General features: G+C 63.9%; 26 protein-coding genes. 13 read left to right on the top strand and 13 right to left on the bottom strand.

What is annotated here, in order from left to right:
* Positions 1-16 precede the first annotated feature (16 nt).
* Both ubiB and coaBC read left to right on the top strand, forming a co-directional pair.
* Complete coding sequence (ubiB, locus tag AC3EML_RS29455; protein ID WP_352521448.1) at positions 17-1591, top strand: 2-polyprenylphenol 6-hydroxylase; 1575 nt, start codon at positions 17-19, stop codon at positions 1589-1591.
* Between the two features lie 67 nt (positions 1592-1658).
* Positions 1659-3125: a bifunctional phosphopantothenoylcysteine decarboxylase/phosphopantothenate--cysteine ligase CoaBC gene (coaBC, locus tag AC3EML_RS29450; RefSeq protein WP_352521447.1), complete on the top strand. Its 1467-nt coding sequence runs from the start codon at positions 1659-1661 to the stop codon at positions 3123-3125.
* Between the two features lie 120 nt (positions 3126-3245).
* Here coaBC and AC3EML_RS29445 read toward each other — a convergent pair whose 3' ends face one another.
* The 8 genes from AC3EML_RS29445 to AC3EML_RS29410 form a co-directional block, all read right to left on the bottom strand.
* On the bottom strand, positions 3246-4682 hold the full coding sequence (locus AC3EML_RS29445; protein ID WP_352521446.1) for an MFS transporter: 1437 nt from the start codon (positions 4680-4682) through the stop codon (positions 3246-3248).
* A 193-nt stretch (positions 4683-4875) separates the two neighbouring features.
* A complete protein-coding gene (locus tag AC3EML_RS29440; protein ID WP_023683192.1) occupies positions 4876-5355 on the bottom strand; it encodes a DUF992 domain-containing protein in 480 nt (159 codons plus the stop codon).
* 89 nt (positions 5356-5444) lie between these two features.
* The gene (locus tag AC3EML_RS29435; RefSeq protein WP_023671136.1) at positions 5445-5918 is read right to left on the bottom strand and encodes a DUF992 domain-containing protein; all 474 of its coding nucleotides are present in this window, start codon (positions 5916-5918) and stop codon (positions 5445-5447) included.
* Between the two features lie 258 nt (positions 5919-6176).
* Positions 6177-7031 carry a tetratricopeptide repeat protein gene (locus AC3EML_RS29430; RefSeq protein WP_023700994.1) on the bottom strand — a complete coding sequence of 285 codons (855 nt, stop codon included), beginning with the start codon at positions 7029-7031 and terminating at the stop codon, positions 6177-6179.
* A 203-nt stretch (positions 7032-7234) separates the two neighbouring features.
* Positions 7235-7513 carry a 30S ribosomal protein S21 gene (rpsU, locus tag AC3EML_RS29425; protein WP_023671138.1) on the bottom strand — a complete coding sequence of 93 codons (279 nt, stop codon included), beginning with the start codon at positions 7511-7513 and terminating at the stop codon, positions 7235-7237.
* 176 nt (positions 7514-7689) lie between these two features.
* Positions 7690-8076 carry an SET domain-containing protein gene (locus AC3EML_RS29420; protein ID WP_023671139.1) on the bottom strand — a complete coding sequence of 129 codons (387 nt, stop codon included), beginning with the start codon at positions 8074-8076 and terminating at the stop codon, positions 7690-7692.
* 105 nt (positions 8077-8181) lie between these two features.
* Positions 8182-8940 carry an SDR family oxidoreductase gene (locus tag AC3EML_RS29415; protein WP_352521445.1) on the bottom strand — a complete coding sequence of 253 codons (759 nt, stop codon included), beginning with the start codon at positions 8938-8940 and terminating at the stop codon, positions 8182-8184.
* Positions 8941-9074: 134 nt separating this feature from the next.
* On the bottom strand, positions 9075-9443 hold the full coding sequence (locus AC3EML_RS29410; protein WP_352521444.1) for a YrdB family protein: 369 nt from the start codon (positions 9441-9443) through the stop codon (positions 9075-9077).
* A gap of 202 nt (positions 9444-9645) precedes the next feature.
* Here AC3EML_RS29410 and AC3EML_RS29405 point away from each other — a divergent pair, with 202 nt between their 5' ends.
* From AC3EML_RS29405 to AC3EML_RS29380, 6 genes are read left to right on the top strand one after another with little or no spacing between them, the layout of a single operon-like run.
* Entirely contained in the window at positions 9646-10899 is a 1254-nt protein-coding gene (locus AC3EML_RS29405; protein WP_023686460.1) for a sarcosine oxidase subunit beta, read from the top strand.
* Positions 10899-11321: a hypothetical protein gene (locus tag AC3EML_RS29400; protein WP_352521443.1), complete on the top strand. Its 423-nt coding sequence runs from the start codon at positions 10899-10901 to the stop codon at positions 11319-11321. The genes AC3EML_RS29405 and AC3EML_RS29400 overlap by 1 nt, the downstream gene beginning before the upstream one ends.
* A gap of 12 nt (positions 11322-11333) precedes the next feature.
* Positions 11334-11645 carry a sarcosine oxidase subunit delta gene (locus AC3EML_RS29395; RefSeq protein WP_023683197.1) on the top strand — a complete coding sequence of 104 codons (312 nt, stop codon included), beginning with the start codon at positions 11334-11336 and terminating at the stop codon, positions 11643-11645.
* Complete coding sequence (locus AC3EML_RS29390) at positions 11642-14635, top strand: sarcosine oxidase subunit alpha (protein WP_352521442.1); 2994 nt, start codon at positions 11642-11644, stop codon at positions 14633-14635. The genes AC3EML_RS29395 and AC3EML_RS29390 overlap by 4 nt, the downstream gene beginning before the upstream one ends.
* The gene (locus tag AC3EML_RS29385; RefSeq protein WP_352521441.1) at positions 14628-15212 is read left to right on the top strand and encodes a sarcosine oxidase subunit gamma; all 585 of its coding nucleotides are present in this window, start codon (positions 14628-14630) and stop codon (positions 15210-15212) included. The genes AC3EML_RS29390 and AC3EML_RS29385 overlap by 8 nt, the downstream gene beginning before the upstream one ends.
* A gap of 52 nt (positions 15213-15264) precedes the next feature.
* Positions 15265-15495 (top strand): hypothetical protein, encoded by a 231-nt coding sequence (locus tag AC3EML_RS29380; RefSeq protein ID WP_023691851.1) that lies wholly within the window; start codon positions 15265-15267, stop codon positions 15493-15495.
* A 139-nt stretch (positions 15496-15634) separates the two neighbouring features.
* Here the strand turns inward: AC3EML_RS29380 and AC3EML_RS29375 are convergent, their stop codons facing one another.
* Both AC3EML_RS29375 and AC3EML_RS29370 read right to left on the bottom strand, forming a co-directional pair.
* The gene (locus tag AC3EML_RS29375) at positions 15635-15868 is read right to left on the bottom strand and encodes a DUF680 domain-containing protein (RefSeq protein WP_023671148.1); all 234 of its coding nucleotides are present in this window, start codon (positions 15866-15868) and stop codon (positions 15635-15637) included.
* A gap of 186 nt (positions 15869-16054) precedes the next feature.
* The gene (locus AC3EML_RS29370) at positions 16055-16699 is read right to left on the bottom strand and encodes a TetR/AcrR family transcriptional regulator (protein ID WP_352521440.1); all 645 of its coding nucleotides are present in this window, start codon (positions 16697-16699) and stop codon (positions 16055-16057) included.
* A 328-nt stretch (positions 16700-17027) separates the two neighbouring features.
* Between AC3EML_RS29370 and AC3EML_RS29365 the strand changes: the two genes are divergently transcribed.
* A complete protein-coding gene (locus AC3EML_RS29365) occupies positions 17028-17648 on the top strand; it encodes a hypothetical protein (RefSeq protein ID WP_023710915.1) in 621 nt (206 codons plus the stop codon).
* 250 nt (positions 17649-17898) lie between these two features.
* Here the strand turns inward: AC3EML_RS29365 and AC3EML_RS29360 are convergent, their stop codons facing one another.
* From AC3EML_RS29360 to AC3EML_RS29350, 3 genes are read right to left on the bottom strand one after another with little or no spacing between them, the layout of a single operon-like run.
* Complete coding sequence (locus AC3EML_RS29360; RefSeq protein ID WP_352521439.1) at positions 17899-18933, bottom strand: phosphotransferase; 1035 nt, start codon at positions 18931-18933, stop codon at positions 17899-17901.
* Entirely contained in the window at positions 18930-19445 is a 516-nt protein-coding gene (locus tag AC3EML_RS29355; protein ID WP_280790513.1) for a MaoC family dehydratase, read from the bottom strand. Before AC3EML_RS29355 ends, AC3EML_RS29360 begins: the two co-directional genes overlap by 4 nt.
* Positions 19442-20257 (bottom strand): SDR family oxidoreductase, encoded by an 816-nt coding sequence (locus AC3EML_RS29350; protein WP_352521438.1) that lies wholly within the window; start codon positions 20255-20257, stop codon positions 19442-19444. The genes AC3EML_RS29355 and AC3EML_RS29350 overlap by 4 nt, the downstream gene beginning before the upstream one ends.
* Positions 20258-20384: 127 nt before the next feature.
* Between AC3EML_RS29350 and AC3EML_RS29345 the strand changes: the two genes are divergently transcribed.
* The 4 genes from AC3EML_RS29345 to AC3EML_RS29330 are packed head-to-tail and all read left to right on the top strand — an operon-like array spanning position 20385 to position 23402.
* A complete protein-coding gene (locus tag AC3EML_RS29345; protein ID WP_352521437.1) occupies positions 20385-21626 on the top strand; it encodes an acyl-CoA dehydrogenase family protein in 1242 nt (413 codons plus the stop codon).
* Positions 21529-21831: a zinc-binding dehydrogenase gene (locus AC3EML_RS29340; RefSeq protein WP_352521471.1), complete on the top strand. Its 303-nt coding sequence runs from the start codon at positions 21529-21531 to the stop codon at positions 21829-21831. Before AC3EML_RS29345 ends, AC3EML_RS29340 begins: the two co-directional genes overlap by 98 nt.
* A gap of 11 nt (positions 21832-21842) precedes the next feature.
* Positions 21843-22880 (top strand): zinc-binding dehydrogenase, encoded by a 1038-nt coding sequence (locus AC3EML_RS29335; RefSeq protein WP_352521436.1) that lies wholly within the window; start codon positions 21843-21845, stop codon positions 22878-22880.
* A gap of 24 nt (positions 22881-22904) precedes the next feature.
* Positions 22905-23402: a hypothetical protein gene (locus AC3EML_RS29330; RefSeq protein ID WP_023740933.1), complete on the top strand. Its 498-nt coding sequence runs from the start codon at positions 22905-22907 to the stop codon at positions 23400-23402.
* Positions 23403-23411 lie beyond the last annotated feature (9 nt).

Genomic DNA, 23411 nt, shown 5'->3' with positions numbered 1-23411 from the left:
AGCAGCAGGGTAGACGATGAGCAGCGTCGGCGCCGCCTTTCGGCTCGCACGGGCCGGCTGGGTGTTGGTCCGCGAGGGCGTGATCGCAGCACTGCCGGGCGACGAACTCAGCGGCCTGCCGAAATTCGGCTGGCGCATGGCGCGGCTGTTTACCCGCCGCCGCGCGCTCGCTTATGAGCGCAGCGACCGGCTGGCCAAGGCGGTGGTCCGGCTCGGACCCTCCTACGTCAAGCTCGGCCAGTTCCTGGCGACGCGGCCTGATGTCGTCGGCAACGACATGGCGCTCGACCTCGCCATGCTGCAGGACAAGATGCACACTTTTTCGCAGGCGGAAGCGGTGGCGGCGATCGAGGGCTCGCTCGGGCGCAAGATCGGCGAACTCTATACGCAGTTCGGCGGGCCGGTCGCGGCGGCCTCCATCGCCCAGGTTCATCCCGCGCAAGCAATGCATGACGGTGTCGATACCAAGGTGGCGGTGAAGGTGATCCGGCCTGGCGTGCGCCGCCGCTTCTTCCAGGATCTCGAAAGCTATTTCCTCGCCGCTCGGCTGCAGGAGAAATACATCCCGTCGTCGCGCCGGCTGCGGCCGGTCGAGGTGACCGAGACGCTGGCGCAGACCACCAAGATCGAGATGGATCTTCGCCTCGAGGCGGCCGCACTTTCGGAACTGGGCGAAAACACCAAGGACGATCCGGGCTTCCGCGTGCCGTCGGTCGACTGGGAGCGCACCGGGCGCGATGTGCTGACCATGGAATGGGTCGACGGCGTCAAGATGAACGACATCGCCGGCCTCGCGGCGGCGGGGCACGATCTGAAGGCGATCGCCACCAACCTGATCCAGTCGTTCCTGCGTCACACGCTGCGCGACGGCTTCTTCCATGCCGACATGCATCCAGGCAATCTGTTCGTCGAGGCCAATGGCAATATCGTCGCCGTCGATCTCGGCATTGCCGGACGGCTCGGCAAGAAGGAGCGCCGGTTCCTCGCCGAAATCCTCTACGGCTTCATCACGCGCGACTATCTGCGCGTCGCCGAGGTGCATTTCGAGGCCGGCTACGTGCCGCGTCGGCACAATGTCGCGGCTTTCGCGCAGGCCATTCGCGCCATCGGCGAGCCGATCCATGGCCAGCCGGCTGAAACCATCTCGATGGCGAAGCTTCTGACGCTGCTCTTCGAGGTCACCGAACTGTTCGATATGGCCACGCGGTCGGAACTGATCCTGTTGCAGAAGACCATGGTGGTGGTCGAAGGCGTCGCGCGCACGCTCGACCCGGCTTTCAACATGTGGAAGACGGCCGAGCCGGTGGTCGGCCAGTGGATCGCCGGCAATCTCGGCCCGAGCGGCCTGCTGATGGACGCGCGCGACGGCGCCAAGGCGCTGCTGGCGCTGGCCCGCCAAGCGCCCGATCTTGCCGCCCGCACCGAACGGCTGTCGCGCGAGATCGATTTTATGGCCGAACACGGCCTGCGCTTCGACGAAGCGACATCGCGCGCCATCGGTAAGGCCGAAGCGCGCTACACCCGCTCCGGCCGCATGGCGCTGTGGGTCATCGCGCTGACGCTGGTGTATATCGCGTGGAAGCTGCTTTGATCGCTTGCAACGCTAGCAACTGTGGTGCTAGCGTTGCAGTCGCGCTATTGATGTCGCGGAGCAAGTCATGGGCACCATTACTGTCCGCAATCTAGCTGACGACGTGAAGCAGAAATTGCGTGAGCGCGCTGCGGCGCGCGGGGTGTCGATGGAGGAAGAGGCGCGTGATGCGCTTGCCAAAAGCGTGCTGTCGGCGGAAGCCGGCATGCCCGAGAGCGAAACCCTCTATGCAACAATCCGCCGCTTGGTTGAGCCTCATGGAGGTTTTGACATCGATCTGCCCGAGCGAGGTCAATCCACAAAAACGCACAAAACCCTCGACGGCAAGCGCATCCTGCTGATCATCGGCGGCGGCATCGCCGCCCACAAGGCGCTGGACCTGATCCGCCGGCTGCGCGAGCGCGGTGCGGCGGTGCGCGTCGTGATGACATCGGCGGCGCAGGAGTTCGTCACCACGCTTTCGGTCGGCGCGCTTTCGGCCGACCATGTCTTCAGCGAATTGTTCGACCGCAATGACGAGCACGATGTCGGCCATATCCGCCTGTCGCGCGAGGCCGACCTTCTGGTAGTGGCGCCGGCCACTGCCGATCTGATGGCCAAGCTCGCCAACGGCCATGCCAACGATCTGGCCTCGACGGTGCTGCTCGCCACCGACAAGAAGGTGCTGATGGCGCCGGCGATGAACCCGAAAATGTGGTCGCATGCCGCGACGCGCCGCAACCGGGCGACGCTCGCCAAGGACGGCATCGCCTTTGTCGGCCCGGCCAGGGGCGAGATGGCCGAGAGCAATGAGGTGGGCGAAGGCCGCATGGCCGAGCCGCTGGACATCGTGGCAGTGATCGAGGCACTGCTCGACAGCAGGCCGAAGCCGCTGGCCGGCCGCAGGATCATCGTCACCTCGGGGCCGACGCATGAGCCGATCGACCCGGTGCGCTACATCGCCAACCGCTCTTCGGGCAAGCAGGGTCATGCGATTGCGGCAGCGCTGGCAAGACTGGGCGCGGATGTACGCCTGGTCTCCGGTCCGGTCGGCATTGCCGATCCGGCCGGCGTTGTGACGACGCATGTGGAGACCGCGGCCGAGATGAAAGCGGCCGTCGAACAGTTGTTGCCGGCGGACGCCGCGGTCTTCGTAGCTGCCGTCGCCGACTGGCGCACCGCTGGCACGGCCGGCGAGAAGATCAAGAAGGTGGCGGGCCAGGGCCCACCGGCGCTGCAAATGGTCGAAAACCCCGACATTCTCGCCGGCGTCGGTCATCACGGGCAACGCCCGGGGCTGGTTGTCGGCTTCGCCGCCGAGACGCAGGACCTGATTGCCAATGCCGAGGCCAAGCTGAAGAAGAAGGGCGCTGATTTCATTGTCGCCAACGATGTCTCGCATGAAAGCGGTGTCGGCCCCACCGGCGTCATGGGCGGCGACCGCAACAAGGTGCGCATCGTCTCGAAGGACGGCGTCGAGGAATGGCCTGAGATGGGCAAGGACGAGGTGGCGGCGCGGCTCGCCGCGCTCATCGCCGAGCGTTTGCAAGCCTGAGCGGCCGCCGGTTCCGCAATCGGGCAGGCCATGGTCTTGCAAGCAGCCTTGTGGTCGAGGGCATTTGACGCCGACAGCGCCGGCGGAATGCTGTCGCCAAATTCTCCATCCGCCGTGCCCTCAGCCTGTCGCCAATTGCGGCCGGCGTGCCGCCAAAGCCATCTTCAACACCGCCAGGCAACCGACAATGCCGAGCGGCACGAAGGCCAGGTACAGCCAGCCGGCGACGTGCGCTGCTGCCTCGCGGTTCAGCCCGTCCGAAAAGCCGCTGGCATTGGCGATGATGCCGGCCATGGCGGCGCCCACGGCGTAGCCGATGCGCTGCATGGTCGGCACGGCGGCCGAGGCGATCGTCTGCTCGCCGTCGCGGGCCGAGGCGACGATGATGCGGGTCAGGAAGGGCCATGACACGCCGAAGCCACCGCCTTGCAACAAAGCGCAGAGCAGGATCATCGGGATCGAGCCGGCGGGGATGGCATAGGCGAAACCCGCGAGGCCGGCTGCAATCATCAGCGCGCCGATGACGAGGATCTGCCGTTCGCGGTGCAGCGGCGCATTGGCGACGGCGATCGACAGGATCGACCAGGCGATCGATTCGGCGGCGATGATGTAGCCTGTGGTCAGGATCGGGATGCCGTGCAGCGTGGTAAGCAGAAGCGGCCCGTAGATGGAAAAAGAGACTGTCGCCACCGAGAAGGCGGCAACCATGGTCATGCCGCTGCCGACCGGCGAGCGCCATGAGAACAGGCCCGACGGGAACAGTCGCGATTGCGGCTTCATGGCGTCGACGAAAACGAACAGCGCCAGGCCGGCGAGGCCGAGGGCCAGCAGCAGCGACGAGCGCAGCAAGGCGACGTCGACGCCTGCGGTGGCGATCAGCACGACGGCGATGGCGAGGCAGCCAAGTGCTGCATAGGGGAAGGGCGGCGATGTGCCGGCGGCGGCCTGCGGCTTCGCCGCTTCCGGCGTGTTCAGGACGATGAAGCTTGCCGATGCCATGGCAATGCCACCCAGCACGAAGACGCCGAAGGCCCAGCGCCAGGACAGGAGCTCGACCATGATCGCGCCGAGCATCGGGCCGCTGAACGCGGCGACGCCCCAGATCGCCGACATTATGCCGAACAGCTGTGGCCAGATGTTGCGGTTAAACAGCCGCTCGACCGAGACGAAGGCCAGCGACACCAGCGCACCGCCGCCGAGCCCCTCGACCAGACGGCCGGCAAGAAACACCGGCATGGACGGCGCGGTGGCGCAGATCAGGGCGCCCACGGCATAGAGCAGGGCGGCGACCGTGACGTTGGAGCGTAGAGCGACATAGCTGACCAGCCGCCCCGCCGCAGCGCCGGCGACAATGGCGCCGAGCTCGTAGACGGCCAGCGACCAGCCGACGAACTGCACACCGGCGAGGTCTCCGACCATGGCCGGCATGACCGTCGCCACCATCGTCTCGTTGGTGGCGTGCAGCAGGATGCCGAGGCTGATGAAGCAGAAGCGCGCGAGGTCGCCGCTTGCCCACAATGCCCGCCAGTCGACCTTGTTGCTGGTGATTTCAGTCATTCTTTTACCCTGCCTTTGCATATCTCGATGCCGGCGCATGGCGCCAGAAGCCAGTCGGGCTTTCCGGCGGGGCCATGCGCGCTGTTTCAGTCAGGCGAGTTGTAAAACCTCAAGCGCAGTTGAGCTCAAGTGGCTTTTTATCGAAGTGCAAACGGTCGAGATTGGCCGGAAGCCTCTCCGCTTGATGCGCCGGTCAGTTCTCAATGCTGCGCAGCTGAAACTGGCTGACGCCGATGGCAATGTTGATACCGGTCTGCGTCTGCAGGCTGAGCGGCTGCAGGGTGAAGGCCTGCGAGGAGCCGCCGACCAGGAGATTGGCGCCGGCGCCGACCGCCGCCGTCACTTCGGCGCTGGCCCCGATATAGTCGCCGGCCAACGCGCCGGGCGCATAGATGTTCCTCAGCGGCGTCAGCACCAGCCATTGCATGACGGTCTGCTTGGTGGTGCCGATGTCGAGCCCGTATTTGTTGACGGCGCCGAAATAGGCTTCCGGCGAAAAGCTCTTGTCGGCCGGCGTGAAGGTGCAGCTCAGATCCTTGCTGGAGCCGAAGATGAAGCCGGTGCCGCCGCCGATGGCGCAATCGAGCACACCGAGTTCGATGCCCTGGTCTTGCGCTTGGGCCTGGGCGGTACAGATGATGGTGATAGCGGCGGCGATGGCTGGTTTCAGCACGGCGGATCCCCCAAAAAGCATGCGGCGCGAAACAGTAACCTGTTCCGCGCCGCGCGTAGAGGGATCAGTCGATACTTATTTGCCGATGCTTATTTGAACGAGTGGATCAGCTCCAGGGAGGTCACGGCGACCGCTACATTGACGCCGGTCTGCGCCTGGACGCTGAGCGGCTCCAGCACAAAGGCGCCGTCGAGCCCGCCGACCAGCAGATTGGCGCCGCCGCCGGTCACCACGCTCGCCTCGGCGTTGACGCCGTAATAATGGCCGGCAAGGTCGCCCTCGTCATGGCCGCGGGTGGCGGCCAGAACCGCCCACACCAGCTGGCCCTGATGCGTCTGGCCGAGATCGACCCCGAGCTTGGAGATCATCCCCGTGTATTTCTCGGACGGCCCATGGTGATAAGGGCGGAACGTGCAGTCGACGCCCTTGTTCGACGTGATGACGTAACCGACGCCGCCGTCGATGGTGCAATCGAGCGTGCCGAGCTGAAGCTTGCCGGCGCTGGCGGGAACGGCAAGCAGCGTCGTGGCAAGTGCCGCGGCACAGATGATTTTCTTGATCATGGGTCAGTCCTTTCGAAAATGCCTTCAACAACGGTTGAATGGCCCGGAGCGTTCCGCTGAAAACTTGGCGCGATCAAGGCAGGGGTTAGCGCTTTGCCCCCGGTGGTTAAGATTGGGTGATAGTGGGGTTTTCTGGATACGCAATCCCTAGGGGAAGGGCTCTGCGCTTTCCCTTGGGAGAAACCGCTCACGCGGCGCACTGCATCAGGAATGGAACGTTGTATAAAAGGCCGACGATGGCGGCGCGCCGGCCGCATCTCAGCCGGCCGTGGCGCCCGATGTGCGCGACAGGCCGTCCTTGGCCGGCTGGTAGGTCGGGTCGAGATGGACGGCTTCGCGGTAGGCCTTCGAGGCCTTGACCTTGTCGCCGCGGCGCTCGTAGATCAGCGCCTGGTTGGACCAGGCTTCGGCGTTCTTGCCGTCGAGCTTGATGGCCATGTTGAAGTCGGAGAAGGCGTTGTCCTCGTCATTCATGGCGAGATAGGAGAGGCCGCGGCCGTTGTAGGGTTCGGCGGCGTCCGGCGCCAGCGAGATGGCGGTCGAGAAATCCTCGATGGCAAACTTGTGCTGGCCTTGGCTCTGATAGATCAGGCCGCGATTGTGGTAGGCACGGGCATCCGTGGTGTCGAGCTGGATCGCCTTCTGGAAATCGTTGAAGGCCTGCTGGGTCTGGCCGGCCTTGCGATAGAGGTTGCCGCGGCCGATATAGGCGGCGTCATAATTTGCATTGATCTGGATCGAGCGGTTGTAGTCGGCAAGGGCGGCCGCCTGGTTGCCGAGGAAGCGCTGGATCAGCGCCCGGTTCGAATAGGCCTGGTAGAAATTCGGGTTGAGCTGGATGGCGGTGTCGAAATCCTTCAGCGCCGCCTGATACTGGCCGCCACGGCCATAGGCCGAGCCGCGCACATTGTAGCCTTCCGGATCCTGCGGATTGCGCTGGATCACCGCCGACAGCGAGGAGATGTTCTCGCTCGAGCCTTGCGCCTTGTCGATGTTGTTGAATTCGCCGGTCGGAACGCTCTGGCAACTGGCAAGCACCAGGCCGGACATCAGGGCTGCCGCCAGGGCCAAACCGCGCATTGTGGTTCTGCGCTCTACGCCGATTGCGTTCATGTCTGCCCTGTCCTCACTTCAGCCTCGCCGTCCAGGTCCCCCTCCGGGCCGGGTCACAGATTCTCGTAACAAAATCTAGAACGCCGTTTGCGCGTTCAAGGGAACGGCCTCCAACAGAATGGCGGCGCTCCAAACAAAAAGGTGGCGGCGATTCCGCATCGCGCCACCTCTGAGTATCCTTCGAAAAGGACGAAAAATTGGCGTCAGAACCGCGGCGGACGCGGAGCACCACCAGGACCACCGGCGGCGCCGGCAGCAACCGGGCGCGGCGTCATCGGCAGCAGGCCTTCGCGCTGGGCGCGCTTGCGGGCCAGCTTGCGGGCGCGGCGAACGGCTTCGGCCTTTTCACGGGCGCGCTTCTCGGAAGGCTTCTCGTAATGGCCGCGCATCTTCATTTCGCGGAAAATGCCTTCGCGCTGCATCTTCTTCTTGAGAGCGCGAAGCGCCTGATCAACGTTATTGTCGCGGACGAGTACCTGCACGGGCAATCCTGTCTTTCGGGTTTGATATCAACAGGCAAGTGGCCATAGCCACATGCCTCCGCGGCGCTTTACACCACGAATTGTGGCGGCTGATAGCAGAATCAGGCCGCGCTGTCCACACTGGAAATGAAGGACAACCGCCAATTTGCCACGGCAGCCCCGAGATAGGGCGCCAACTAGGCGCTGGCCAGATGGAGCCGTGCGAAATCCTCGAAGAATTCGCCGTAATCGCAGGTAATTTCCTCGCCGGCTGATATATCTCGAGTGGCGGTGGCGCCGCCATATTGCGAAAAATCCGTGTTCGGCCGCTCGGCGTGGTTCATGAAGCGGCCATTATCGACTTCATAGACCATGAAGCCGGGACGGTCGGGGCTCGGATAGGCATAGCGGTCGAGCAATTCCTTGAGGTGCGGCGGCGCCGCCTCGTATTTGTCCATCGGGATCAGCCGGTCGAAATCCGGATCGAGCCGCCATATCGAGGCGCCCTTCCTGATCGGCTCGGCGGCGAACACGCCGACGCCTTCGATTGCGCTCTGGGCGACATAGGTCCTGATCAGCAGCATGTCCGTCCTCCTCACCCGAAACCGAATCGCCAAATCGCGTGGAAAAAGCAAGTCCGGTTTCGGGTTCTATGGCTGATCGGCGCGGGCGATGACCCGCGAAATGCTTCACGTCCGGGTGATCGAGACGCCGCCATCGGCAAACAGCGCCGATCCTGTGGTGAAGCTCGACGCATCCGATGCCAGGAAGAGCGCAGCGCGGGCGATCTCTTCAGGCACAGCGACACGTTTCAAGGCATGCAGGTTTTCCACGAAAGCGCGTGATTCCGGCGTCTTGAATGTTGCCGACGGGGTGTCGGTGCCACCCGGCATCAGCGCGTTGACCCGCACGCCCCTGGGGCCGTATTCGGCGGCCAGGACCTGCGTCAGGCCGATCAGTCCGGCCTTGCTCGCGGCATAGCTGGTCATGCCCGGCATGCCGACTGTGTGACCGACGAAGGTCGAGGTGAAGATCAGCGATCCGCCGCCGCGTTCGACCATCGCCGGCACCTGGTATTTCGCGCCGAGAAAGGCGCTGGTCAGATTGGCGTCGAGCGTCTCGCGCCATCCGTCCAGCGACAGTTCCGAAATCGGACCCATCGTTCCGACGGAGCCGACATTGTTGAAGGCGATATCGAGCCCGCCGAATTTTTCGACGGCGAGATCGACGAGGGCTTTTGCATAGGCTTCGTCGCGGACATCGCCGGCAAGCGCGACTGCCGTGCCGTCGGCGTCCTCGATTTCGACGACCAGCGCATCGAGTTCGGCCTGGCGGCGGGCGGCGATGACGACCTTGGCGCCTTCTTCGGCGAAGAGTTTTGCGGTGGCGCGGCCGATGCCGGAACTGGCGCCGGTGACGATCGCTATTTTATTGGTGAGTGCGAACATTTTTTTACATCCTTTCATCGCGCCGGCTGTGCCGGCAACCGGGATGTTGATCGCAGTTCGGGACGGTGCTAGCCACCCGATACGTGCTCGACTTGCTGAATGGCTTCGCAGCGGCACAAGCGCCGCGCGCCGGACTATTGCTTCAGCAGCCAGCCGAGGCGATCGAGCGAAAATGCGTAGCTGATGGCGATGAGCAGCGTGATGACAACGCTCGTAGTCGTGTGACCGGCGGCATAGAATCCGGCTGCACCGCCAAACAGGATGGCCAGTTCAAGCACCAGCCTGACTGCGCCTGGTACAGGAACCGGCGCGCGTCCGGACCGGCTCGGATCGCCGCGCACCGCGAAGGTTCCCCACAGCGCAGCTGCAATGAACGGCAAGGCCAAGGCGAAGAGCCAGCGCCACCATCCGCCGGAGAGGCTCCAGCCGGCAAAGCCGAGGCCAAGCAAGGCGGCAAGTTCCAGCAGGAAACGCAACGTCAGATTCCACCAGGCGTTGCCCATATTCGTCCTCCAGAGTCTCGCGATCGCCAGTGTGTCCGAACGCAGCCATGCCTGCCAGCCCGGGCAGGTCTTTTCCACCGCGGCGCAAAACGGCAAGCGCCGTCGCAAACAGCGCAAGGGTGGAAGCGCCGTTTCGCTAGTGATACACCTCGCGCGCCGGGGCTGCGTAAAATACCCCATCGCCATTTGCGAGGCTGGAACGTTGAAAAAATATTCGGTATTCGCCATCGCCCGCGAGGCCATGCGCGGCCACAAGGGCTGGGAGGAACAATGGTCCTCGCCGGAGCCGAAGAAGGAATATGACGTCATCATCGTCGGCGCCGGCGGTCATGGCCTGGCCACCGCCTACTATCTCGCCACCGTGCACGGCATCACCAATGTCGCGGTGCTGGAAAAGGGCTGGCTAGGCGGCGGCAACACCGGGCGCAACACCACCATCATCCGCTCCAACTACCTTTACGACGAGAGCGCCGGCATTTACGACCATGCACTGAAGCTGTGGGATGGGCTCTCCCAGGAACTCAACTACAACGTCATGTATTCGGCGCGCGGCGTCATGATGCTGGCGCACAATGTGCACGACATCCAGGTGCTGAAGCGCCATGTCCATGCCAACCGTCTCAACGGCATCGACAATGAATGGCTGACGCCTGAGCAGGCGAAGGAATTCTGCCCGCCGCTCAACATTTCCAGGCAGGCGCGCTATCCCGTCGTCGGCGCCGCCTTGCAGCGGCGAGGCGGCACGGCGCGTCACGATGCGGTGGCCTGGGGCTATGCGCGCGGCGCTTCGGCGCGCGGCGTGCACATCATCCAGAATTGCGAGGTCACCGGCGTCAAGCGGGCGGCCAATGGCGCGGTCATGGGCGTCGACACGACGCGCGGCTTCATCGGCGCCAAGAAGGTCGGCGTGGTGGCTGCAGGCCACTCCTCGGTGATCATGAACATGGCCGGCGTGCGCATGCCGCTGGAAAGCTATCCGCTGCAGGCGCTGGTGTCGGAGCCGGTCAAGCCGGTGGTGCCGTGCGTGGTTATGTCGAACACGGTGCACGCTTATATCTCGCAGTCCGACAAGGGCGAGCTGGTGATCGGCGCCGGCACCGACCAGTATGTCTCCTATTCGCAGACCGGCGGCCTGCATATCCTGCAGCACACGCTCGACGCCATCTGCGAGATGTTCCCGATCTTCACCCGCATGAAGATGCTGCGCTCGTGGGGCGGCATCGTCGACGTGACGCCCGACCGTTCGCCGATCCTGGCCAAGACGCCGGTATCAGGCCTCTACGTCAATTGCGGCTGGGGCACGGGCGGCTTCAAGGCAACGCCCGGCTCAGGCCATGTCTTTGCCCACACGATTGCCAAGGACGATCCGCATCCTATCAACGCGCCCTTCACCATCGAGCGCTTCCGTACCGGCCGCCTCATCGACGAGGCAGCGGCGGCGGCGGTGGCGCACTGATGATGGTGGAGTTGGCTGTAGCGGTGCCGCTGGTGCTGGCGGGGGAGCAGGACCTGTTCCATTTTCCGTCACCGGACGAGGTGCGGACGCAGCCGATCAGCCGCGCCGGCAACGAAGCCAATTGGCCGTTTTCGATCGACGCCGGCATTCTGGCATGCGTGTGGAGTGGTGGCCAGAAGGTGGTCATCTTCATGGAGAACAGGCCCTCCGATCTCGGCGAGGACGACACATTCGAGCCGCGCAGCGTCATCGTGACGACCGATCCGTTTCAGCTCACGATCGGCAACATGGCGTATCGCGAGCTGTTTCGCCCCGCCGCAAGCGTGGAGGGGCGCATTCGGCTCGTCGCGCCTTTTGCGGCGATGGGCCAGAGGCTTTGCAACCAACCGGCCGGCGCGCATGTCGGCCACGGCGAATTGTAGGAACGAACGATAATGCTTCTCATCCGCTGCCCCTATTGCGAGGAAGAGCGCCCGGAGCTCGAGTTCCGTAACGCCGGCGAGGCGCATATTGCGCGCTCGGCCAACATGGCGGGCGAGAGCGACGACGATTTTGAAAAGTTCTTCTTCATCCGCTCGAACCCGAAGGGCATCATCTATGAGCGCTGGCGCCACATCCATGGCTGCGCGCGCTTCTTCAACGCGGTGCGCGACACCGTCACCGACAAGTTCGTCATGACTTACAAAGCCGGCGAGCCGAAACCGTCCAAGCTGCCCAAAAACTCCAACGAAATGGCTTCCAAATGAGCGGCGCGTTCCGCATTCCGAGCGCCGGCCGTCTCAGCCAGGCCAAGACCGCGCGGTTCTCTTTCGACGGCCAGTCTTACACCGGCATCGAAGGCGACACGCTGGCCTCGGCGCTGCTTGCCAATGGCGTGCATTTGGTGGGACGTTCGTTCAAGTATCACCGTCCGCGCGGCTTCCTGTCGGCCGGAGCGGAAGAGCCCAACGCGCTGGTCGAGGTCAAGCGCGACGCGGCACGCAAGGCGCCCAACATCCGCGCCACGGTGCAGGAGCTCTATGACGGGCTCGTCGCCAACTCGCAAAACCGCTGGCCGTCGCTCGCCTTCGACGTCCGCGCGGTCAACGACATTGCATCGCCGCTGTTTTCGGCCGGCTTTTACTACAAGACCTTCATGTGGCCGAAGGCAGCCTGGAAGAGCCTCTACGAGCCGAAGATCCGCGCCGCGGCCGGCCTCGGCGTTTCGCCTGACAAGCCAGATCCCGACCATTATTCGTCGCGCTATGCGCATTGCGACGTACTGGTGCTAGGCGGCGGTGCGGCCGGCATTGCGGCAGCGCTCGCCGCTGCCGAAACCGGCGCGCGTGTCATCCTCGCCGATGAACAGGCCAGCTTCGGCGGCAGCCTGCGCTTCGAGAGCGGGGCGAAGATCGACGGCCAGGACGGTTATGCCTGGGCGCAAGGCGCGGTGGCCAAGCTCACCGCCATGGACAATGTCCGCGTTTTGTCGCGGACGACGGCGTTCGGCTACTACGCGCAGAACTTCGTCGGCCTGGTCGAGCGGGTCAGCGACCATCTGCAGAACCCCGGCCGCGATCTGCCGCGCGAAAGGCTGTGGCAGGTACGCGCCAAGCGCGTGGTGCTGGCGACCGGCGCCATCGAACGCCATATGGTGTTTGCCGACAATGACCGGCCCGGCATCATGCTGGCCTCGGCGGCGCGGACTTATCTCAACCAGTACGGTGTCGCGGTCGGCAAAAATGTCGGCGTCTACACCGCAAATGACTCGGCCTACTCCGCCGCGATCGACCTGAAGAAGGCCGGCGTCAACGTGGCGGCGATCGTCGACCTGCGCGACCATCCGACCGGACCTGTGATCGACGAGGCGAGGGCGCTCGGGATCGAGGTCAATTTCGGCCGCGCGGTGATCCGCGCCGGCGGCAAGTTGCGCGTGACCTCGATGACGGTGCAGCCGAAGAATGGGGGCGGCGAGCGCACCATTCCGGTCGACGCCATCCTGATGTCGGCCGGCTGGACGCCGTCGGTGCATCTGTTCTCACAGTCGCGCGGCAAGGTCGCCTTCAATGACGAGACCAAGCGCTTCGTGCCGGGCATCTATGCGCAGGACTGCGTTTCGGTCGGCGCCTGCAACGGTACGGATGGGCTCTCGGCGTCGATCGACGAAGCCTATGCGGCCGGCGCCAAGGCGGCGAAGGATGCGGGCGGCAAAGTGGCCAAGGGCGTTAAGCCGAAGGTCGACGCGTCGGAAAGCTGGTCGCGCGGCATGCTGGGCGCGGCGCCCGGCGCCGGGCCGGACAAGACGGTCAAGGCCTTCGTCGATTTCCAGAACGACGTCACCGCCAAGGACATCCGCCAGGCGGTGCATGAAGGCATGCGCTCGATCGAGCACGTCAAGCGCTTCACCACCAACGGCATGGCGACCGACCAGGGCAAGACCTCCAACATGCACGGCCTGGCGATTGCCGCCGAGACGCTGGGCAAGCCGATCCCAGAGGTCGGGCTGACCACGTTCCGCGCACCCTATACGCCTGTCACTTTCGGCGCGATCGTCAGCCATTCGCGCGGTCCGCTGTTCGACCCGACACGCAAGACCGCGATCCATCCCTGGGCGGAAGCTCAAGGCGCGGTGTTCGAGGATGTCGGCCAGTGGAAGCGCGCCTGGTATTTCCCCAAACCCGGCGAGGACATGCACAAGGCGGTCGACCGCGAATGCGTCGCTGTGCGCAGCAATGCCGGCCTGTTCGATGCCTCGACGCTGGGCAAGATCGAAGTGGTCGGACCGGATGCGGCCAGGTTCATGGAACTGCTCTACACCAATCCATGGGAGAAGCTGGAACGCGGCCGCTGCCGCTATGGCATCATGCTGCGCGAGGACGGTTTCATCTATGATGACGGCGTCGTCGGCAGGCTGGCGCCGGACCGTTTTCATGTGACGACCACGACGGGTGGCGCGCCGCGCGTCATGAACCATATGGAGGACTATCTCCAGACCGAGTTCCCGCATCTGAATGTCTGGCTGACCTCGATCACCGAACAGTGGGCGGTCATCGCCGTGCAGGGGCCGAAGTCGCGAGACATCATTGCACCGCTGGTCGAAGGCATCGACATGTCGGACGAGGCGCTGCCGCATATGTCGGTGCGCGAAGGCAAGATCTGCGGCGTGCCGACCAGGCTGTTTCGCATGTCGTTCACCGGCCAGCGCGGTTTTGAAGTCAACGTGCCGGCTGATCACGGCCAGGCGGTCTGGGAAGCGCTGTGGGCCGAAGGCCAGAAGCATGGCGCTACTGCCTACGGCACCGAGGCCATGCACGTGCTGCGCGCCGAAAAGGGCTACATCATCGTCGGCCAGGACACGGATGGCACGGTGACGCCGAACGATGCCGGGCTCGACTGGGCGGTCGGCAAGAAGAAGACCGATTTCGTCGGCATCCGCGGCCTGACGCGGCCCGATCTGGTCGCCAAGGGCCGCAAGCAGCTGGTCGGCTTGAAGACCAAGGACCCGAAAGTGGTGCTTGAGGAAGGCGCGCAGATCGTCGCTGATCCGAAGCAGGCGATCCCGATGAAGATGATCGGTCACGTCACATCCAGCTACTGGTCGGAAAATTGCGGTCGCTCGATCGCGCTGGCGCTGGTTGCCGGCGGCCGCGACCGGATGGGCGACACGCTCTATGTGCCGATGCCGAACGGGGTGATCGAAGTGGAGGTTACCGGCACGGTGTTCTTCGACGAGACGGGAGGGCGCCTCAATGGCTAAGGCTGCTGCAAAGAAGACGGCCCCAGCTGCAGCGCCGTCCATCGAGCGCCGCCCGGCCCTGGCTGGACGCGTCGTTTCCGCAACGGATGTCAAGGTTGAGGTGCTGCCGCCGGCGGAGCGCATGTCGCTGCGCGCGCCGGAGGCTTCCGTCGCGGCGCTGTCGAAGGCGCTCGGCCTGACCTTGCCGAAGCAGCCGAAAACTTCGGCGGCCAAGGCTGGCCGCACGGCGCTGTGGCTCGGCCCTGACGAGTGGCTGGTCATCGACGAGGCCGGCAAGGATCCGCTGGACGATTGTGCTGGGGTTGCCGCATTGCATTCGGCGGTCGGCATCTCGCACCGCAACGTCGCCTTCGCCGTCACCGGCCCGGCGGCTGCCGCCGCGATCAATGCAGGCTGCCCGCAGGATTTGTCGCTCGAGGCTTTTCCGGTGGGCGCGGCGTCGCGCACCATTCTCGGCAAGTGCGAAATCCTGCTGTTGCGCACGGCAGCCGACGCTTTCCGGGTCGAGTGCTGGCGTTCCTTCTCGGACTATGTCTTTACTTTCCTGTCGGAAGCAGCCAGCGACGCGGCGGCGTAGGAACGTTTGACGGGTCAAGCCGTTCTGCTTCCCCCATCAGGGAGAACATACGATGCCGTCGAAAGCGCCGCCGAAGTCAGCTGGCAAGACGTCCGCCGTGCGCTCACTCGAACATGAGCAGCATCACGAGGTGACTGCCGAAGAAGAGGAACTCGAGGAAGGCCTCGAGGACACGTTTCCGGCCAGCGATCCGGTGTCGATCACCTCGACCGCCATCCCAGGCGCGCCGGCAAGACCCGGCAAGGCCAAGACGGTGCCGGGTCGCAAACCGCGCAAGAAATAACCCGTTCGGCTACGCCAGGTTTGAACTCAGGAAAAGCCGGCTTGCGCTGAGGAAATGGGGGCGCTGAGGAAAAACGGGCGGCCGGGATTATCCTGCCGCCCTTAAATTAATCGTTGTGCTGTGGTCGAGCCCGATCAACTTAGAACGTGCTCGGCACGATCCATGGGTTGATCTCGATGCCGAGACGCGGGCTCTTGGCCTTGACGTCGGACTTTTCGACCGAGCCGGTCACGGCGCAATCGAGCTTGGCATTGGTCGTGGTGTCGACGCAGGTGGCGGCGGGGGCCTGCTTGGTCGAGTGTGTGTTGTTGGCGGCGAAAGCCGAGCCGGAGAGAGCCAGCACGGTGGCGAGAGCGAGAAGGGTCTTGTTCATGTCTGTCTCCATCGGTTAAATTCTTTTCGTACATGTACGATACAACGTACACATACGCCCACCGAGATGGGTTTTCAAGTCGAAAAGCGTACGCGTACGAAAAATTTTTTTGAATGCCGAAAATTGCGGCGCACTGACACAGCCGAAGCTGTCAGGCCGGACGTTGAATTGGAGGGGCGGGGATGCTCAGCAGTCGACCGGGGTCTCGGTCAGCGGCGGCACATTCTGAGGGCTGAGCGTGGCGAGTGTGAAATCGCACATCCGCGTCACGAAAGCCTGCGGATCCCCGAAGGGGTAGAACGGGAACGTGATCAAAAGCGAGATGGTGCCGTGGCCGACTGCCCAAAGCATGGTGGCGATGGCGCGCGGATCGCCCTGCAGCTTGCCTGCAGCAACGCAGGCCTCGACCCTGGATATCAGCGCTTTCATCGCCGGGTTGGCCTCTTCCATGTCCTCATAGCTTCTGCCTTCCGGCAGCTTGGTCTTTTCGGTCATGAACACGGTGCGGTATTCGTTGGGGTTGCCGAGCCCGAAGGCGGCATATTCGGTCATCACCGCACGCAAGGCCTCGATCGGATCGTCGGAAGGATGCTCCTCGATGCGGCGGGCAAGTGTTTCGAAGGCATCCTCGGCCAGCGCAAACAGGATGTCTTGCTTGTCGGCGAAGTAGGAATAGACCGACATCGGAGCATAGCCGACCCGCTTGGCCAACTTGCGGATGGTCAGGCCTTCATAGCCCTCTTCCTTGACGAGCTTGTGGGCTGCGTCGAGCAGTTCGGAACGCAGTTCGGCCTTTTGTTTCTCGCGGCGTTTCTGAACGCTCAGTGGCAAGATCCGGTGCCTTTGGTTGGTTGTGCATGACTGAATATATACGCTGTACGGAAACGGGCAAGGGCGCTGTCAGGGACATCAAAAAGCGACCTCAAGCTTTCTCTCGAATAGTCGTGCCCGTCTGGTCCATTTCGCCGGCATCTATGTCACAGCATGTGTAACCTGGGCGCACGCAGGCAACATCGGACTGTTACAAACAAAGCCTATTTGGCGGCTCTGCAAGAAATTTCGGTTTTCGGGGGCCTCTATGGCTGCGATAGAGCTTTCGTCCGGGCTGCCGGGCGCACATCCACTTTCTCATGGCGCAAGGCTGGCGCTCAGGCGAGTCGTGATAGTCGCATGGCTGGCGATCGCAATCGGCTTCGCCATGGAAGCGCTTATTCTGACTGCCGGATTTGCGGCAGGTTCGCACCCGGCCCCGACCCAGGTTCTGATAGACTTGGCGCAAGGCGTGACCTGGTCATTCTTCGTCTGCGCCGGCGTCAGCCTCGGCACGGCGATCACCAAGGTGCGAGCCTCGCTTGGCGGCCTTATCGCCATGATCTCGGGGCCGCTGGCCATGGGCATCGCCAAAGGTACGCAAAAGGTGATGGTGAGCGCGCTTGATGTATCGGCAAAGCCCGTGATCCTGTCGCTCACCACGCTCGGTATGTTGCGGGCGATCGAGTATGGCTTGCTGGGCTGGATGCTGGCTTCGCTGGCATCCAAGGAAAAACCTCGCTCGCTGCATTTCATGCTGGCGGGTGCCTTGGCCGGCGCGGTGTTCGGCGGCGGGATCACGGCGCTGACGATCGAGACCGCCGCAGCCAAGGACATTGCGCTGGCATTGCCGCAGGCTGTCGCCACCGGCCTCATTGAGATCGTGTTTCCGATCGGATGCTCGCTGGTCGTCTACATCGCCCTGCAAGTCAGCCGGCACATGAAGTTCATTTCCAGCGATGCGCGCTAGAGCCGGATGATTTCAGGTCGAATTGACCTGAATCTGAATCCGGCTCTAAATCAAATAGATAGAGCATGATGTCGTCCGAAAACCGCTTCACACTTTTCGGCATCATGCTCTGTCTACAGACGGTGATCGGTTTGCGTCCTGTTTCCAGGCCGGTTGCCACCACCTCCGTATGGGCTTGCTCCCCGGTCGGGGAACGGAACTGATCCGATCTGTCATCAAATCGCGCCGACCACAATATCTCATTGTCGAGTCAGGTTCGGTCGATCAGCTTGGCGGCAAGGTGCGACAGCAGCTTCACCGCTTGACCATAGGTCTTGGCCTTTTCGGGGTTGGAGGCGTTGCCGTCCAGCGCCCGCTTGTAGACGCCCTGGCAGATGGCAGCCAAACGGAAGAAGGAGAAGGCGAGGAAGAAGCTCCAATTGTCGATGCCGGCCAGCCCGCGCCGACGGCAATACGCCGCGACATAGGCTTCCTCCAAGGGCAGGCCGAGGGCGGCGCGGTCGACGCCGCCAAGACCGCGAAAGCCCGAGGCGTGCGGCAGGCGCCATTGCATGCATTGATAGGCGATGTCGGCGAAGGGATCGCCGAGTGTCGACAGTTCCCAGTCGAGCACCGCCAGCACTTTCGGCTCACTGGCTGCGAAGATCATGTTGTCCAGCCGGTAGTCGCCATGCACGAGGGATATCCGGCCGTCATCGGCCGGCATATGCGTCTCCAGCCAGGCGATCAGCCGGTCCATGTCGGCGACCGTGCCGGTCTCCGAGGCGCGGTACTGGCTGGTCCAGCGTGCCAGCTGGCGTTCGAAGTAATTGCCGGGTTTGCCGAAATCGCCGAGCCCGACCGCCTCGACATCGACATCGTGCAGGGCCGCCAGCGTGGCGTTCATAGCATCGTAGAGGGCGGCGCGCTCATCGTTGCCAGCGGCCTCCGGCACTGCCGGATCCCAGAAGATGCGGCCGTCGAGAAAATCCATGACGTAGAACATGCGGCCGATCGGCGTCGCCTCCGCCGACAGATGCAGCATCGCCGGCACCGGCACGGCGGTGCCGGCCAGCGCCTTCATGACCGTGAATTCGCGGTCGACCTGATGCGCCGATTTCAGCAACTGGCCCGGCGGCTTGGCGCGCAGGACATAGCGGCCGCTGGCCGCGGTCAGCAGATAGGTCGGGTTCGACTGGCCGGATTTGAATTTTTCGATGGAATGAAGCCCGGCAAAACCCGGGATGTGCGCCTCGAGATAGGGCGCTAGTGCCGTCTGGTCCAGCGCGTTGGCGTCGCCGCTCATGCGGTCTCCGGCTCACGCTCGATCAGCGTCAGCGTCAGCCAGCGCGCCGTCAGCGCCGGCTTCTTCGAGCCTTCGATCTCGATGGTCACGTCATGCGCCGTCTGCACCCAGCCCGACGGCCTGACCTTGACGTCGGCCAGCACGAAGCGGGTGCGGATGCGCGCGCCGGTCTTCACCGGCGCCAGGAAGCGCAACGAATCGAAACCGTGGTTGACGCCCATCTTGCCCTTTTCCAGCGGCGGCATGGTCTCGAAGGTCATCGCCGAGAGCAGCGACAACGACAGGAAGCCATGCGCGATGGTGCCGCCGAACGGCGTCTCGTTTTTGGCCCGCTCGGGGTCGCAATGGATGAACTGGTGGTCGTCGGTGGCGTCGGCGAACTGGTCGATCATGGTCTGTGTGACCTCGCGCCATGGCGAGACGCCGACTTCCTTGCCGACGCTGGCCAGAAGCACATCGAGACTGATCGGTTCCACTGCGGTGTCCTCCCCTTGCCGCCGACCGCGGCTCATTCCTTGAACAATGTCAGCCCATGCTGCACCGACTGCCCGCCGTCGATCGGCAGGATGGCGCCGGTGACATAGGAACCGGCACGGCTGCACAAATAGAGCGTTGCGCCGCCGATGTCATCCGCCACGCCGATACGGCCGATGGGGACATGGCTGCCGACATGTCTGGCCTTTTCTTCGGTGCCGGTGGCAAAGGCGGTCATCCGGCTCTGGAAGGGGCCGGGGGCGAAGGCGTTGACGGTGATGCGCCGCGCCGCGAGCTCGATCGCCAGCGTGCGCGTCAGGTGGTGAACGGCGCCCTTGGACGCGGTATAGGAATAGGCGTCGTCGGCCAGCGGCTGCGTGCCCATCACCGAGCCCAGATTGATGACGCGGGCCGGATCGGCATCGCTGGCGGCGGCTTCCAGCAGCGGCAGCAATTCGCGGGTCAGGTGGAAGACGGCGGTGACGTTGACGGCGAACACCTTGGCCCAGCCGCTATAGGGAAAATCTTCCAGCGAGGCACCCCAGGATATGCCGGCATTGTTGACCAGAATATGCAGCTTCTCGGTGCGCGCCTTGACCTCGCCGACCAGCGCGGCAATGCCTGCTTCGCTGGAGACGTCACCGGCAAAGCCTTCGGCGCTGCCGGCGCCGCCGAGCCCGTTCAACTCAGCGGCGACCTTGATGCAATCCTCGCCCTTGCGTGAAGCGATCATCACGGTCGCGCCGGCTTGGACCAAAGCGGTCGCCACCATGCGGCCGATGCCGGTCGCCGCTCCGGTGACCAACGCGGTCTTGCCGGCGACTGAGAACAGTTCTTCCAGATAGCTCATCGCAATTCCTCCGCGCCTTTCTGCTCACGGTCCGGGACGAAAGGGCTCGCGTTGACAAGGCTACCCGAAGTACGGTCATCCTTGCCACGGGTAAAGTGCCCCAGATGCGTGAAAGGGTTGGAGACCGATGGCGGACATGAATCTCGGCGTGACCGAGCGGCTGAAGCCGATCCACGCCCGCGTCGCCACCATGGTGCGCGATGAGATCATGCCGCTCGATCATGAGTTTTTGAGCGAGGTCGGCAAGGGCGGCGACCGCTGGGTCTACACCGCGCGGCAGACCGAGATCCTCGAAGGGTTGAAGAAGACGGCCAAGGAGCGCGGCCTGTGGAATTTCTGGCTGACCGGGTCCGAGCGCGGCTACGGGCTCTCGACCGTTGAATATGCCTATCTCGCCGAGGAGATGGGCAAGGCGCATCTCGGCGCCGAGACCTTCAACTGCTCGGCGCCCGACACCGGCAATATGGAGGTGCTGGAGCGCTATGGCTCGGAGGATCACAAGCAGGCATGGCTGGCGCCGCTGCTCGAGGGGAAAATGCGCTCGGCCTATCTGATGACCGAGCCGGACGTCGCTTCCTCCGACGCCGCCAACATCGCCATGCGCTGCGAAAAGAAAGGCGGCGACTATGTACTCAACGGCGAGAAATGGTGGGCGTCGGGGGCCGGGGACCCGCGCTGCGCCATCTACATTGTCATGGTTCGGACCGGCGGCGAAGCCGAGCCGCAGCACCGCCGCCATTCGATGATCTTGGTGCCGTCCGGTACCAAGGGCGTGACCAAGCTGCGGCCGATGCAGGTTTATGGCGACGACGACGCGCCGCATGGCCACATGCATCTTCGCTTCGACAATGTGCGGGTGCCGGCCGGAAACCTGATCCTCGGCGAGGGCAGGGGGTTCGAGATCGCCCAGGGGCGGCTTGGCCCCGGGCGCATCCACCATTGCATGCGCGCCATCGGCCAGGCCGAAATGGCGCTGGAGATGCTGTGCCAGCGCTCGGTGCGCCGCGAGGCCTTCGGCCAGCCATTGGCCAAGCTCGGCGCCAATTTCGACATCATCGCCGAGTGCCGCATGGAGATCGAGATGGCGCGGCTGCTCTGCCTCAAGGCGGCGTGGATGATCGACCAGGGCGATGCGCGCGCAGCCGCGCCCTGGATCAGCCAGATTAAGGTCATCGCACCGCGCGTCGCGCTCAAGGTCACCGACGAGGCAGTGCAGATGTTCGGCGCGCAAGGCATCAGCCAGGACACGCCGCTGGCACGCTCATGGACGCATCTGCGAACCCTGCGCCTCGCCGACGGGCCGGACGCCGTGCACCGCCGGCAGGTGGCGCGCACGGAGCTCAGGAAATACACGCAGGAAAGGGTCTGAGTGGATGAAAACCCTCATCGCCCGCGATTTCGCGCCGCTCGACCAGCTCGTCCATGCCGACAATCTGAAGGAGCTGGTCGGCTGGCATCTCGCCGGCAAGGTTCGGCCGGCCATCGAAGGCACTTATCCGCTGGCCGATGCCGCCGCCGTGGTGACGCGCGTGCTTGGCCATGGCGCATCCGGCAAGCTCATCCTCAAACGTTAAGGAGCCCCGCCATGCCGATACCTTCAGACATGAGAGCACTGCTGCTGACCGGCGACGGCTACACCAGGACGCCCTCCGGCAGCGTGCTGGAGGCGATGGAGCCGTATCTCAAGCTTGGCAGCATCGGCGTGCCGACGCCCGGACCGAGCCAGGTTCTGATCAAGGTCAGCCTCGCCTCGATCAACCCGTCCGACGTCATGTTCATCAAGGGCCAGTACGGTCAGCCGCGCGCCAAGGGCCAGCCGGCCGGCTTCGAGGGTGTCGGCACGGTCGTTGCCAGCGGCGACGAGCCCTATGCGAAAAGCCTGATCGGCAAGCGCATCGCCTTCACCACAGGCGTCACCAATTGGGGCGCGTGGGCGGACTATGCAGTTGCCGAAGCTGCCGGCTGCATTCCGCTGCTCGACACGGTCCGCGACGAGGATGGCGCGGCGATGATCGTCAACCCGCTCACGGCGCTCGCCATGTTCGACATCGTCAAGGAGACGGGCGAAAAAGCCTTCATCATGACCGCCGGCGCCAGCCAGCTTTGCAAGCTGATCGCGGGTCTCGCCAAGGAGGCTGGGTTCCGGCCGATCGTCACCGTGCGCCGCGACGAGCAGATTCCGCTGTTGAAGGAGATCGGGGCTGCCCATGTGCTCAACGAGAAGGCGCCGGATTTCAAGGCAGCACTACGCGATGTGGTCAAGGCCGAGCAGCCGCGCATCTTCCTCGATGCCGTGACCGGGCCGCTGGCCTCGGCGATCTTCGACGCCATGCCGAAGCGCTCGCGCTGGATCATCTATGGGCGGCTCGATCCGGACACCACTGTCATCCGTGAGCCCGGCCAGATGATCTTCCAACACAAGCACATTGAAGGCTTCTGGCTGGTCGAATGGATGCGCCACTTCCGCGACAAGCGCGGCCCGGCGATCATGGAAGCACAGAAGCGCTTTTCGGATGGGCGCTGGTCAACCGACGTGACGGCGGTGCTACCGCTGGATGAGGCGATGGCGAAGGCCCCGGCGGAGCTGGCCAAGCCGAACGGGAAGGTGTTTATTAGGCCGTAGAGCAGAAGAGTTCGAGGTTCTCCCATGAAGCAACTGTGGTTCGTTGCAGTCGTCCTCACGGGGATGACAGGCTCGATTTCTGCCGAGGCTGCTGACAAGTTCCCGCCTTCCTGGCGCAAGTCGATGACCAATGACCCCAGCACCAACTTCTTCCTCAAGAAGTATTCGGCCGCCCTGGACAATCCTGCTGCGACCGCAGTCAGAAACATCGTGCTGGCGCGAGAAGTCGGCTCGGAGTGTCAGTCGTCCAAGCTCAATAAAGCCAAGCTCAAAGCATATCGCGACAGCACGCTCGGCGCGCTTTCGCCTGACGCCCTCAAGGCAGCGGCGTTTGAAACCCGCGTTGCGCTGCGCGGCTTTGACTACCAAGATCTCGCTCACCTCTGTGCCGGGATAGACTATCAATTCGGGCCGAAAGGAGCACTGATCGCGGGTGCGATATCACCGGGGAAAGGTGAGCCGAGGTACCGGTACGACCCGGCCAACCCGTACATCCAACTGCCAGAATTCACTGGCAAATAGTGGAGGCGC

It is taken from the genome of Mesorhizobium sp. P170090, assembly GCF_057786115.1.
This window is presented reverse-complemented; position numbering and strand designations above follow the sequence as displayed.

Coding starts and splice junctions, on each gene's coding strand:
- AC3EML_RS29430 (WP_023700994.1), bottom strand. CDS start 7,031: ATGAACGCAATCGGCGTAGAGCGCAGAACCACAATGCGCGGTTTGGCC.
- coaBC (WP_352521447.1), top strand. CDS start 1,659: ATGGGCACCATTACTGTCCGCAATCTAGCTGACGACGTGAAGCAGAAA.
- AC3EML_RS29390 (WP_352521442.1), top strand. CDS start 11,642: ATGAGCGGCGCGTTCCGCATTCCGAGCGCCGGCCGTCTCAGCCAGGCC.
- AC3EML_RS29355 (WP_280790513.1), bottom strand. CDS start 19,445: ATGAGCCGCGGTCGGCGGCAAGGGGAGGACACCGCAGTGGAACCGATC.
- AC3EML_RS29445 (WP_352521446.1), bottom strand. CDS start 4,682: ATGACTGAAATCACCAGCAACAAGGTCGACTGGCGGGCATTGTGGGCA.
- AC3EML_RS29335 (WP_352521436.1), top strand. CDS start 21,843: ATGCCGATACCTTCAGACATGAGAGCACTGCTGCTGACCGGCGACGGC.
- AC3EML_RS29330 (WP_023740933.1), top strand. CDS start 22,905: ATGAAGCAACTGTGGTTCGTTGCAGTCGTCCTCACGGGGATGACAGGC.
- AC3EML_RS29350 (WP_352521438.1), bottom strand. CDS start 20,257: ATGAGCTATCTGGAAGAACTGTTCTCAGTCGCCGGCAAGACCGCGTTG.
- AC3EML_RS29345 (WP_352521437.1), top strand. CDS start 20,385: ATGGCGGACATGAATCTCGGCGTGACCGAGCGGCTGAAGCCGATCCAC.
- AC3EML_RS29400 (WP_352521443.1), top strand. CDS start 10,899: ATGATGGTGGAGTTGGCTGTAGCGGTGCCGCTGGTGCTGGCGGGGGAG.
- AC3EML_RS29380 (WP_023691851.1), top strand. CDS start 15,265: ATGCCGTCGAAAGCGCCGCCGAAGTCAGCTGGCAAGACGTCCGCCGTG.
- AC3EML_RS29360 (WP_352521439.1), bottom strand. CDS start 18,933: ATGAGCGGCGACGCCAACGCGCTGGACCAGACGGCACTAGCGCCCTAT.
- AC3EML_RS29385 (WP_352521441.1), top strand. CDS start 14,628: ATGGCTAAGGCTGCTGCAAAGAAGACGGCCCCAGCTGCAGCGCCGTCC.
- ubiB (WP_352521448.1), top strand. CDS start 17: ATGAGCAGCGTCGGCGCCGCCTTTCGGCTCGCACGGGCCGGCTGGGTG.
- AC3EML_RS29420 (WP_023671139.1), bottom strand. CDS start 8,076: ATGCTGCTGATCAGGACCTATGTCGCCCAGAGCGCAATCGAAGGCGTC.
- AC3EML_RS29435 (WP_023671136.1), bottom strand. CDS start 5,918: ATGATCAAGAAAATCATCTGTGCCGCGGCACTTGCCACGACGCTGCTT.
- AC3EML_RS29415 (WP_352521445.1), bottom strand. CDS start 8,940: ATGTTCGCACTCACCAATAAAATAGCGATCGTCACCGGCGCCAGTTCC.
- AC3EML_RS29375 (WP_023671148.1), bottom strand. CDS start 15,868: ATGAACAAGACCCTTCTCGCTCTCGCCACCGTGCTGGCTCTCTCCGGC.
- AC3EML_RS29395 (WP_023683197.1), top strand. CDS start 11,334: ATGCTTCTCATCCGCTGCCCCTATTGCGAGGAAGAGCGCCCGGAGCTC.
- AC3EML_RS29410 (WP_352521444.1), bottom strand. CDS start 9,443: ATGGGCAACGCCTGGTGGAATCTGACGTTGCGTTTCCTGCTGGAACTT.